General features: G+C 44.7%; 10 protein-coding genes. 6 read left to right on the top strand and 4 right to left on the bottom strand.

Annotated features, from left to right (window positions below; genetic code table 11):
* Positions 1-568: 568 nt before the first annotated feature.
* Both RH85_RS17150 and RH85_RS17155 read right to left on the bottom strand, forming a co-directional pair.
* Positions 569-1,828: a DEAD/DEAH box helicase gene (locus RH85_RS17150; protein WP_006713971.1), complete on the bottom strand. Its 1,260-nt coding sequence runs from the start codon at positions 1,826-1,828 to the stop codon at positions 569-571.
* 59 nt (positions 1,829-1,887) lie between these two features.
* A complete protein-coding gene (locus RH85_RS17155; RefSeq protein ID WP_006713972.1) occupies positions 1,888-2,475 on the bottom strand; it encodes an acyl carrier protein phosphodiesterase in 588 nt (195 codons plus the stop codon).
* A gap of 560 nt (positions 2,476-3,035) precedes the next feature.
* Between RH85_RS17155 and RH85_RS17160 the strand changes: the two genes are divergently transcribed.
* The 3 genes from RH85_RS17160 to RH85_RS17170 all read left to right on the top strand — a co-directional run bounded on the left by RH85_RS17160 (position 3,036) and on the right by RH85_RS17170 (position 7,078).
* Positions 3,036-4,232, top strand: coding sequence for an aromatic amino acid transport family protein (locus tag RH85_RS17160; protein ID WP_006713974.1), 1,197 nt, complete (start codon positions 3,036-3,038; stop codon positions 4,230-4,232).
* A gap of 232 nt (positions 4,233-4,464) precedes the next feature.
* Positions 4,465-6,351, top strand: coding sequence for a DUF294 nucleotidyltransferase-like domain-containing protein (locus RH85_RS17165; RefSeq protein ID WP_006713975.1), 1,887 nt, complete (start codon positions 4,465-4,467; stop codon positions 6,349-6,351).
* A gap of 7 nt (positions 6,352-6,358) precedes the next feature.
* The gene (locus RH85_RS17170) at positions 6,359-7,078 is read left to right on the top strand and encodes a 3'-5' exonuclease (protein ID WP_006713976.1); all 720 of its coding nucleotides are present in this window, start codon (positions 6,359-6,361) and stop codon (positions 7,076-7,078) included.
* Between the two features lie 96 nt (positions 7,079-7,174).
* On the opposite strand, the gene RH85_RS17175 is transcribed toward RH85_RS17170, so the two are convergent.
* A complete protein-coding gene (locus RH85_RS17175; RefSeq protein WP_006713977.1) occupies positions 7,175-8,746 on the bottom strand; it encodes a BCCT family transporter in 1,572 nt (523 codons plus the stop codon).
* 337 nt (positions 8,747-9,083) lie between these two features.
* On the opposite strand from RH85_RS17175, the gene RH85_RS17180 reads away from it, so the two are divergent.
* The 3 genes from RH85_RS17180 to emrD all read left to right on the top strand — a co-directional run bounded on the left by RH85_RS17180 (position 9,084) and on the right by emrD (position 11,355).
* Positions 9,084-9,560 carry a MarR family winged helix-turn-helix transcriptional regulator gene (locus RH85_RS17180; RefSeq protein WP_006713978.1) on the top strand — a complete coding sequence of 159 codons (477 nt, stop codon included), beginning with the start codon at positions 9,084-9,086 and terminating at the stop codon, positions 9,558-9,560.
* A gap of 93 nt (positions 9,561-9,653) precedes the next feature.
* Entirely contained in the window at positions 9,654-9,962 is a 309-nt protein-coding gene (locus RH85_RS17185) for a cysteine-rich CWC family protein (protein ID WP_006713979.1), read from the top strand.
* 187 nt (positions 9,963-10,149) lie between these two features.
* Entirely contained in the window at positions 10,150-11,355 is a 1,206-nt protein-coding gene (gene emrD, locus RH85_RS17190) for a multidrug efflux MFS transporter EmrD (RefSeq protein ID WP_006713980.1), read from the top strand.
* 67 nt (positions 11,356-11,422) lie between these two features.
* Here emrD and RH85_RS17195 read toward each other — a convergent pair whose 3' ends face one another.
* Entirely contained in the window at positions 11,423-11,761 is a 339-nt protein-coding gene (locus RH85_RS17195) for a HopJ type III effector protein (RefSeq protein ID WP_006713981.1), read from the bottom strand.
* Positions 11,762-11,779: the final 18 nt, after the last annotated feature.

Genomic DNA, 11,779 nt, shown 5'->3' on the forward strand with positions numbered 1-11,779 from the left:
GAACCATATTAACGACAACGTACTTTTCGTTACATTTTTCCCAACAATTTCATCAGTCGACAAATTACACTAATGAATATAATTCGGTAAATTTATGGAATAGAGTTCATAAAAACTAAATACAAACAATAATGACAATAGGCAAGAAATTGCCCGGCTAGGCAACTTCTTGCTCAATGCTGGTATAACCAATTTTATATCATTGATTTCAATTGCATTTAAGCATGGCACAAGCCTTGGCTGTTTGAAGTAGGCAACCGTGAATAGTTCATCGGCGCGAGATGTCGAAACTCCACGGTATTTTTAAATCAACATGGTATTGGAAAGTAGCATAGCCATCACCACTGTAAATCCGTCGATAACAACAGAATTATATGCAAATAGGGGGAGATTGCTGAGACATTATCTTTGAGGAAGTTCCGTGTGAATAAGCGACGTAGAACATTGCGGTGCGATACAATCTAGATTCAATCACAGATTTTAAGACTCAAAACACAACCGGCCCACAATCCTGGGGCCGGTAAACGAGCGTTGGCGCTCTAAAGGAAGCGAGCGAGTTAGATAAATTCTATCGACGCTTACCTCTTCCTGAGTGAATGTTCATTTTTGCCTTCATTCGACGCTTCTCTGAGGAACGACTATTACGACGAGAAGGATGCTCAGGCTCAAGATCTTCAATTAAGCTTGGCTCATAGCCTTCAAGCCACTCCTGAGGTAACTTTTTATCTAGCAGTCGTTCAATCGCCTCCAGCAAGTATTCTTCATCGCGACTCATTAACGATACCGCAAGGCCTTTTTTGCCTGCGCGTCCTGTACGTCCAATGCGATGAATATAGTCTTCAGCCTTAAATGGCATATCAAAGTTAATCACTTGCTCTAGCTGATTAATATCTAAGCCTCGTGCTGCCACGTCCGTTGCGATCAATGCGCGAACTTTCCCGGCTTTAAAGTCATCGAGTGCTTTTTGGCGAGCGCCTTGGCTTTTATCACCATTAATAGAAGCGGCTTTGATCCCGTCTAGCTTCAGCTCTTTTGCCAACGAATCACTACCCTGTTTGGTTTTGGTGAAAACTAAAACTTGTTGCCAGTTGCGTGAACCTATCAGATACGCCAATAACTCAGATTTACGCTTTTTATCAACAGGGTGAACCATTTGTTCGACAGTGTCGGCGGTACTGTTTTGTGACGCCACCTGCACTTCAATCGGATTGTTGAGCATTTTGTAAGCAAGATCTTTGATTTTTTTATCAAACGTTGCGGAGAAGAACAATGTTTGACGATCTGAGTTCATTTTACCCAAAATACGCTTCAAATCAGGCCAAAATCCCATATCAAGCATGCGGTCGGCTTCATCGAGAACTAAAGTTTGGGTACGCTGCAGCGATATGTTTTTACAATGCATATGATCAAGCAAACGACCTGGCGTCGCGATAAGAATGTCACAACCTTGATATAAATTTTTTGTTTGCACATTCATACTTGTCCCACCATACGCTGTCACAATCTTCAGTGATGTATTGACTGCATAAGCGGTAAGATTATCGAACACCTGTTGAGCGAGTTCTCGAGTCGGAACCAAAACCAATGCAGATACATCATTACGTTGTGGGTCTCGCGAATAGGTTTGATTACTCAATCGCTGGATGATTGGCAAACCAAATGCTGCTGTTTTACCGGTGCCGGTTTGTGCACCAGCCAAAACGTCATGACCTTCAAGTACTGGTGGAATGGCATGAAGTTGAACTTCAGTAGGAGTGTTGAAACCTAACTGGTTTACGGTATCAACAAGAGTTGGCTCGAGGCCCAAATTCGCAAATGGTTGTGACATATTTTCAACTACTCAATCAATTAACGGCTGCGATTCTATACTCAAGCACCCTACTATGCCTAGCGTTCGACCGAGAAATCTTGGCTAGCGCGGAGCAACTCAGGGTAGAACTCGGCAAATAGCTGCTGTAAATCACCATAATGACGCTGTAAATAGGGATAACATTCTTTTAGCGGCGCCATTGAATCTCTACGAGCTGACATACGACTTAAAGCAATTTCGATATTATCGAGACTTTGATATGACTCCAACCAGCGACCACGCCACATGTTTTCGCTGACGAGGATAAAACGCTCTGGCAACATGCCGACATCGGTCTGTTTGACTATGCTTTCTGACTGCTGGCAAAACAAATCCAGTGGTAATGGATGGTAATTCTCCCAATGCGTTGCCAGGCAATGATCCCAAAACACATCCAACGCAATCCCAGCAAAGCGTCGATGTCCTTGAGGAAAATGTTGTTTTGCCCGTAATAGAATAGTGGCGCTGTCAGTATAGCTATCAACAAAGCGATGTAAGCGAATCCCAGCTGCAATCTCAGGTTCGTAGTCACGGTTCGGATCACCCTTTACAAAGTCCCCTAAAAGGTTACCGAGTAAATTCGAACCGCAGTGATGGGCAATATGAAGATGTGCAAGAAAGTTCATTCGTATTAACTAATGACTAAAAACATAAGTTTATAAAAGCACAAAGCCAGCGCATTTGCACTGGCTTCTCTAGATGAATGACGACGATCGTTGTTGTCGCTTCTGTATCGATTTGGTTAAGAACACTAATCGTCTTTCGATGTTTCGTAATCTTGCTCGTAATGAGACAGGTCGATACCTATTTCAATCGCGTCAAGCAGCTCGAGGCTTTCTTCGTTAATTGTTTGGTCACTCATGTCGACCTCCTTCTTTGTTATTGGCTAACTAAGCGGATTATTCAGCCGTTCCTTTCTACCGACTTTATATGACACAGCGACCGAAGGCAAAAGCGCTTTGTTCCAAAACCTTGCTGATGCGCACAAGCAAACGTTTAGCTTAGAATTAGCGCTCACACCGTAAATAATATCTTACACAATCGGCACTTTATATGTACACAACACTTGACGTTTAGCGCCATTAACCACAATATAAGTAAAAATGGAGTCTAAAGCTCTAACTTCACCGTATTCTTCAGATTTTCGAATACAAATCAAACCATCAACGTAAAGAATAATATACACATGAGTAAATCAAAGGTTTTAGGTAGTACTTTGATTATCGCCGGTACTACTATTGGCGCAGGGATGCTAGCCCTGCCACTCGCCTCGGCAGGCATTGGTTTTTCAACATCTCTTACCATCATGGCTGGATTGTGGGCTTTGATGGCTTATACCGCCCTTATTATGGTTGAATTGCATCAACACGCGAGCAGTGATGCAACGCTACACACTTTAGCCAAGCAAATTTTAGGTACCAAAGGGAAATATCTTGCCAGCTTCGCGATGCTATTTTTATTCTATTCATTGTGTGCAGCCTATATCGCAGGCGGTGGCTCGCAATTTAATCAGCGCTTGGATCAATGGTTCGATCTAGAACTATCGGCTGCAAGTGGTACCGTTATCTTTACGTTACTGGTCGCTTCAATTGTGGTGATAGGTACGGCAACCGTCGATAAAGTCAATCGCGTGCTGTTTACCCTCAAACTTATTTCCATGGCGACCGTATTGTTGTTTCTTGCACCCAATGTGACGCAAACCTACCTACTGAGTATGCCTATTCAACAAGGTTTGATCATTGCGGCGATTCCAGTCATTTTTACCTCATTCGGGTTTCATGGCAGTATTCCCGCCATTGTGCGCTATCTCGATGGAGATACCCCTGCACTTAGAAAAGCAATTGTGATTGGCTCTGCGATCCCCCTCGTCATCTATATCTTCTGGCAGTTGGTGACACTTGGTGTTGTTAGCCAGGACGAACTCATTGATAATCAAGGGTTATCAGCTCTAATTTCAACGCTTGCGGCCACTGTGCAGCAAAATAACATCAGCCATGCGATTGGCCTGTTTGCAGACCTTGCCTTGCTAACGTCATTTTTAGGGGTGAGTCTGGGGTTATTCGAATTTCTTGGTGATAGCATCAATAAAGAAAAGAGTTCGCGCGTGCTGACTGGCTTCATCACCTTTACGCCGCCGATGTGCTTTGCGCTGTTTTACCCACAAGGTTTTATCATGGCTCTGGGATACGCGGCGATTGCGCTTGCAATATTGGCTATCTTCCTACCCATTGTGATGATCCATAAAGTACGCCGCACCGTTCATGACGCGCCTTACCAAGTAAGAGGTGGCAATCTGGGCTTGGTGATTTGTAGCGGAATTGGCGTAATGATCGTTTCAGCGCAAATCTTAATCACCATGGGCTTCTTACCTGCATTAGGCTAGTTGCTTCGTCGTCGCATTTACTATCATTGCAACGACCTAATACAACCGATAAAACAAGGCTTAGTCATTCGCTAAGCCTTGCTTAATGGCGGCTTGCCATTCTCCTCATAACCTTTCCCCCATAGGATCACGCTAGCACAAGCTAGCAGCCATATATTGCTGCTTTCTAGGCAGGTCCTGTAAGAATCATGTACCATTTAGTTACCACGTAATGAATGCTATGGGTTGCTCAATGGAAGCAGAACTTTTAGAAATTAAACATTTCTTATCACAACATCCACCGTTTGATGAGCTCGAAGACGATGTATTGAGCCACATTTGTCGTAACGTTGAGATCGCCTACTATCGTGAAGACACGCCAATCATTCACTTTGGTGACCATATTCATGATCTTTATATGGTCCGCAGCGGTGTGGTCGAAATTTATCGCCGTAAAGGGGAATTATATAATCGACTCGATGAAGGCGCCCTATTTGGCCAAATGGGATTACTCACTAACAACAAAGTTCGATTTCCGGCTAAAGCGGTCAAAGATTCACTCATCTACTGTATCCCGGAATCGGTATTCCAACAGCTTTACGACAATCACGAAAGCTTTGCTGATTTTGTCGAGGTGGAACACAACACGCGCTTGAGACAAGCAGTCTCTTCCTCGCAGAATGACAATGACCTCAGTACGTCGAAAGTACGCACCCTGTTAACCTCTGCCGCGCCTTTTGTTCATACCAGTGAGACCATTCAAAATGCAGCAATTAAAATGGCCGATGAAAATGTATCTTCACTGCTGATTATTGACCCTGACATTGCGCAAAATGACGATGATGGTTCGGGACTAGTCGGAATTATTACAGACCGCGATCTGTGCACTCGCGTTTTGGCTCAAGGTTTAGATCCGCACGACGCGGTAGCGTCAGTGATGACGACTGAAGTCATCTCACTTGATCATAATGCCTATGTATATGAAGCAATGCTGACCATGCTTCGCTATAACGTGCATCATCTGCCAGTGCTTAAAGATCGCCAGCCGATCGGTATTATTGAAACCACCGATATCGTTCGTTACGAATCGCAAAACTCCCTACTGTTAGTCAGCAGCATTTTCCAACAGCAGAGCATAGATGATCTTGCCGCTCTCTCTGAGCAAGTCAAAGACAGTTTCGTTCGCTTAGTCAATGAAGATGCCAACTCTCATATGGTTGGCAGTGCGATGTCAGTGATTGGTCGAAGTTTTAAACAACGCATCGTTGAATTGGCCGAAGAGCAGCTCGGACTTGCGCCAATACCCTATTGTTTTCTCGCGTTAGGTTCCATGGGGCGTGATGAACAACTGCTAGTGACAGACCAAGACAATGCCATCATTCTTGACAATAGCTATGACGAAAAACTGCACGGTGAGTATTTTGCTCACATGGCAAAACTGGTATGCGATGGCCTTGCGAAATGCGGCTACAGCTATTGCACCGGTGATATTATGGCAACAAATCCAGAATGGCGAATGACGCGCAATGAATGGGAAGAGTGTTTTGCTGATTGGATTGATAACCCGAATCCAAAGGCGCTACTTAATGCCTCTATCTTTTTTGATCTCGATGGTGTCTATGGCCGGCTAAAATGGGCCGAACATCTCAATGGTTTTATCGTTCGAAGAGCAAGAAAAAATAATCGTTTCCTTGCTTGCTTGGCGCGTAACGCCCTCAACCGAACCCCACCTCTGGGATTTTTTAAAGATTTCGTGGTTGAGAAAGATGGCCAACACAAAAACTCGATTAACTTAAAACGACGTGGTACCGCGCCACTTGCCGACTTGGTTCGAGTTCACGCACTTGCCGTTGGATCGCGTTCACAAAACTCCTTTGAACGTTTAGATGACATTCATGACGCCGCCATCCTACCAAAAGGCAAAGCCCACGCTCTTCGAGACGCTCTTGAATTCATTTCTATGGTGCGTATTCGCCATCAAGCTTTTGATGTTGAGAGCAACATAGAGCCCGATAACAACATTGAACCAGAAAACCTATCTGAGTTCGAACGCCGAAACTTAAAAGATGCTTTTCAGGTACTGAGCAATGCACAAAATTTCTTAAAATTTCGCTATCAAGGCAACAGCGCATTAAAATGAGGCTCTTATGCTAAAACGACTCACTCAGGTACCGATGATCAATTGGCAACAAAAGTACGCCCATAAAGTTGATCGCTGCCACAATGAAGTGCTCAAGAGCTTCTACCAACAAGCATTGCCGCCAGCCAATACGCCTTTAGAGCAAATCAAATTTCTCGCGATGGATTTTGAGACCACAGGCTTAAATCCAGAAACCGATGATATTATTACCATCGGTACCGTACCATTCGATCTGAATCGAATTTACTTAAATCAAGCCAGACATTGGACTATCAAACCACGCAAGCAACTGGAAGAAGACTCGATTGTTATTCATGGCATCACACACAGTGATTTAGTTGATGCGCCAGACTTGAGTGCGGTCTTTGCAGACGTATTAGACCAAATGGCGGCCAAAGTGGTCGTGGTGCATTACAAACGTATCGAACGAGAATTTTTCGACCGTGCCCTGCGCGATCGAATCCACGAGGGTATCGAATTTCCGCTCATCGATACCATGGCGATAGAAGCCAGCGTACAACAGCGTAAACACGGTGGCTTATGGAATAAACTGCGGGGCGTGACACCGCAATCCGTTCGGTTGGGTAAAACCCGAACGCGTTATAACCTGCCGCCCTATTCACCGCATCATGCACTCACCGATGCGGTCGCCACAGCAGAACTGCTGCAAGCTCAACTCGCCTACCACTACACCAAAACCACACAAATAGGCCAATTATGGGAATAAACACCCGCTTATTCTCACCAATATAACCCGCAAAGAAACGTAAAAAAGGGACGCAATGCGTCCCTTTGATGATAAAAATCCATTCAGCGATCGAAATCAGTATTTCTCGGTTCGCATCCCCATTACTAAGCTGACACACATCATCAACAAAACAAAGGTAAACGGCAGCGCGGTTGAAATTGCGCCCGCTTGTAATGCTTGTATGGCTTCAGTGCCACCAATCCATAACAAGGCAACCGCAATAGCGCCTTCCATAAAGGCCCAAAATACACGTTGTAGAACGGGAGCGTCGACTTTGCCACCAGCTGTAATACTATCGATCACGAGTGAACCAGAATCCGATGACGTGATAAAGAACACCAACACAAGCACGATGGCGATTATTGACAGCATACCGCTGTAAGGCAACGCATCAAACATTTCAAACATCGCGAGCGATATATCGTTCAAGCCTTTTGTGCCTAAAATACCAACTTGATTGGCGACTTGATCAATCGCTAAACCACCAAATACTGACATCCAAAGCATGGTCACTGCGGTAGGAACAAGTAGCACAGCAGTAATAAACTCGCGTACCGTTCGGCCTCTTGATACACGGGCAATAAACATTCCCACAAATGGTGACCATGAAATCCACCAAGCCCAATAGAATACCGTCCAACCTTGGAACCATGCTTCATCTTGACGACCATGTGGATTGCTTAAAGGAATAATGTTTTCCACATAAGCCATAAAGGTGGTTGGAATGTTGCCGAGCGCCACTGCCCAGCCAATTAATGCAACCAAAATCAGTAGCAAGAACGCGACGATCATATTGATATTACTAATCACCTTCACGCCGCCATCAATACCGCGGATCACCGACACCACCGCAAGTAGTGTCACCACGGTGATCACCACAATTTGCAGACCCAAACCAGCAGGTATACCAAAGACATGATGAATACCACTCGCAGCTTGTTGGGCTCCGAGGCCCAGAGAGGTAGCGAGACCGAATAAGGTAGCCAATACGGCAAGAATGTCTACAACATGCCCAGCCCAGCCCCAAGCCCTATCGCCTAAAATAGGATAAAAAATTGAACGTATCGAAAGTGGTAGCCCTTTGTTGTAAGCAAAAAAAGCTAAAGACAGCGCGACTACGCCATAAATCGCCCAAGGGTGCAGACCCCAATGATACATGGTAGCCCCCATCGCTAAACGGGCAGCCTCAGCAGTATTGGCTTCGACGCCTAATGGCGTTTCATACCAACCGGTATAGTACGCTACGGGCTCAGCGACGCTCCAAAACATCAAACCAATACCCATACCTGCAGCAAATAACATCGAAAGCCAAGAAAGGTAAGAATAGTCAGCGCTGGCATCAACACCACCCAGACGAATTCGACCAAACGGGCTAACGATCAATGCTAAGCAGAAGACCACAAAAATGTTCCCAGACCAGATAAACAACCAATCAAAGCTGCCAATAATTTGCCATTTAACGCCATCAAGAGCGGCCTTTGCGGAGTCAGCATCGAGCACAAGAGCGGCAATCAAAAAGAGGGCAATAAAACCCGCACTTACCCCAAAGACGGGATTGTGTACATCAAATCCCCACTTCTGTACGTTATCCTGACCCACTGTGTAGTCAGTACTATCTATGCTGTACTTATCGATTCCTTTTGTCATAGTTTCTCTCTAAGTGTTTATTTGACAGATCCTCGCCCGCAATCACTTAGAGTTAAAATGATTATCGACACGATAAATCTTGATTAATCTCTCAACAGTGTACGCACATTAGTGAGATACGCCAGCATTCGGTAGTAAATTAGCGATTATTCGTTAAAATACCGCCTATAATGACGAATAATAACGAGTACGTTTGGACAGCAAGTAAATTATTCGACCTCAAATCAATTTGTCCTCTAAGGTTTGTTGATTAAGCCGATGTTTTCACTTTAACTTCTATTTGTTGTTCTTTTGAGTTATGTTCATCTGCGAAAAAATTAGGTTTTAAGGGTTCATCTTGGAAAAGCACGAAGAAGTACTGGTGTCATTAAGACAAATTATCCGCGCCATTGATTTACACTCAAAAAAATTGAGCAAAGAGTCAGGTCTGACCGCACCGCAATTGATTCTAATGCGCTCTATCCGTGATCTCGGAGAGGTCACAATCAAACAGCTTTCCAACCACACCAACATGAGCCAAGCCACAGCAACCATCATCCTTGATCGCTTACAACGTAATGGCCTTATTGAGCGTAAACGCAGTGAAACCGATAAGCGTAAAGTGCACGCTGTATTGACCGATCAAGGTAAAGAGCGTTTAGAACAAGCTCCGATGCCTTTACAACAAAGCTTCATCAACAAATACCAACAGCTCGAAGAGTGGGAACAAACCTTGTTGCTTTCATCCGTTCAAAGATTGTCAACAATGATGAACGCAGAAGATATTGATGTTGCCCCGGTGCTTGAACTAGGCAGCATAACGAAAGCTGATTAAACAAGTTAGCAACAGAGTCTCAGCTTGCTAGCTAATGTTTATGATCAAATTAAATGAGTCCCTTTCTCTGTAACTCACCCCTTGGAGCCACCCGTGAAAAGCCCTTGTATCGCTGCTTGTAAAAACAATGCCGGAATCTGTAGTGGTTGCTATCGCACCATCAATGAAATCACACATTGGCGCCACTATGACGAAACCGATCAGCAAGCCATCATGGCGCGTCTATCGGGCGCAACCTACACGCATCAATGCCCTTCATGCACCCAGCCCACCCACTGTGATATCAGTGCTGGAAAAACGGAATGCTGGTGTTTTTCCATCGAAAAGCGCGACCTGACAAACACACCAAAATCGTCACAATGCTTATGTCGCCAATGCTTATCTAAACACCCAGTAGCATAGTTCATTTCGCATTAGTTTTTCTAACGCAAATCATAGATTTTTATCTTGCTGAAAATCATACATTTCCGTTGATAACCGGACAGACAAACACTAATATTCCGCCGCTGTTAATTCCCTTATACATTTTTAAATTAGCTGAGCTATCGCTCCGTTAAAGGTTGTTGTACTTTTTTAAGGTCACTTGCGGATGTCTGCTACTTCACCAATCTTCAAATTCACGTTTCTTGTGGCAATTTTGACCGCTGTGGGTCAAATGACGCAAACAATGTACGTTCCATCTATTGGTCAGATGGCGAATGAATTTTTGGTTACTCCAACCAGCCTTCAGGCTGTTATGGCTTGTTATTTGATCCCGTATGGATTATCTCAATTTGTCTACGGACCACTCTCTGATCGCATTGGTCGTAAACCCATTATCCTCGGTGGTTTAGCGATTTACATCGTTGGCACTATCGCCGCGCTCTTTGCGCCGAATTTCGAACTTTTCCTTGCGGGTAGCTTTATTCAAGGCTTGGGGATTGGCTGTGGCGGCGCGATGTCTCGCACTTTAACCCGTGACTGTTATTCAGGCGCCGAACTGCATCGAGTTAATAGCTTGATCAGCATGTGTGTGATTTTTTCGCCTTTAATGGCGCCAGTTCTTGGCGGTGTACTAACAGAAATGTTCGGTTGGCGTTCTAGCTATCTCTTCTTAGCGCTATTTGGTATTGCGGTTGTCATTACCATGGCCACCAGCTTTACCGAAACTTTACCGCAAGAAAAGCGTCGCTACGAAAAAGTGTCGAATAGCTATAAGTTCGTGTTATCGAACAAGCGCTTCCAAGGCTATCTAATCTGTCTCGTCGCGACCTTTTCAGGCGTTGCGATTTTTGAAGCCGCGGCTGGTGTGCTGCTGGGCGGTGTATTGCAACTGCCAGCAACGACGGTTAGTTTACTGTTTGTACTGCCGATCCCGGGCTATCTGGTTGGTGCCGGATTATCGAGTCTGATTGCGTCACGTCGTTCAGAACGAGCGGCACTCAACTTTGGCCTAGTCGCCATTACTTTAGGTTCAGTGATTGTACTGATACCAGGATTATTCGGTTATACCACCGCTTTGACGCTCGTTGGCGGCGCCACTATTTACTTTTTAGGCTCTGGCATCTTATTTCCAGCGGCAACAACTGGCGCTCTGTCACCACTGCCTTACCATGCAGGGACTGGCGGCGCGGTACTCGGTGGTATGCAAAATCTGGGGGCTGGTCTTGCAACACTTTGCGCCTCTTTAATCCCTGCGCCTAATCAACTGCCGTTAGGCATATTGATGTTAGTGATGTCTATTCTGGCCATGATAGGTCTGGTTCGCGTGAATAAACGTCAAGATCCATCAAATGAAATGCCTCTGGCCGTTTAGCCACAGCGCTATATGACAGAAACAAAAAAGGAGCCTCTTGGCTCCTTTTTAACAAGTTGATACTCAATTAGCTCAGCGCAGAGCCTTCAAATTTGATCCCAGACCAGCCATGGGCGATGAAGTTTCGGATATTTTGATGATCTTCTCCATCAGGATTACCCAATACGTCTTGACGGTAATAACCACCGAATAGCGCTAGCGTCAAATCCTCAGATAACTGATGTTTTTTGGCAAACGAAAAGATTTTGCATGAACCATTATTTTCACCGGCAGGATTACGCGCAGTGCCATTACTAAACGATGTTGGGGAAAATTGATAGTTTGAGTCAATCACCGTCATGGTTTGCTCAAATTCAATGGTTGATGGGTTAGATTTCAACTGTTCTAAAAAGTTATTCAATTCCATATGATCACATCTAATTGT

The organism is Vibrio ichthyoenteri ATCC 700023 (assembly GCF_000222605.1).
Lineage (GTDB): Bacteria > Pseudomonadota > Gammaproteobacteria > Enterobacterales > Vibrionaceae > Vibrio > Vibrio ichthyoenteri.

Excerpts from the sequence above, each read along its gene's own strand:
- RH85_RS17195 (WP_006713981.1), bottom strand. The coding sequence starts at position 11,761 with ATGGAATTGAATAACTTTTTAGAACAGTTGAAATCTAACCCATCAACC.
- RH85_RS17155 (WP_006713972.1), bottom strand. The coding sequence starts at position 2,475 with ATGAACTTTCTTGCACATCTTCATATTGCCCATCACTGCGGTTCGAAT.
- RH85_RS17160 (WP_006713974.1), top strand. The coding sequence starts at position 3,036 with ATGAGTAAATCAAAGGTTTTAGGTAGTACTTTGATTATCGCCGGTACT.
- RH85_RS17165 (WP_006713975.1), top strand. The coding sequence starts at position 4,465 with ATGGAAGCAGAACTTTTAGAAATTAAACATTTCTTATCACAACATCCA.
- RH85_RS17150 (WP_006713971.1), bottom strand. The coding sequence starts at position 1,828 with ATGTCACAACCATTTGCGAATTTGGGCCTCGAGCCAACTCTTGTTGAT.
- emrD (WP_006713980.1), top strand. The coding sequence starts at position 10,150 with ATGTCTGCTACTTCACCAATCTTCAAATTCACGTTTCTTGTGGCAATT.
- RH85_RS17170 (WP_006713976.1), top strand. The coding sequence starts at position 6,359 with ATGCTAAAACGACTCACTCAGGTACCGATGATCAATTGGCAACAAAAG.
- RH85_RS17175 (WP_006713977.1), bottom strand. The coding sequence starts at position 8,746 with ATGACAAAAGGAATCGATAAGTACAGCATAGATAGTACTGACTACACA.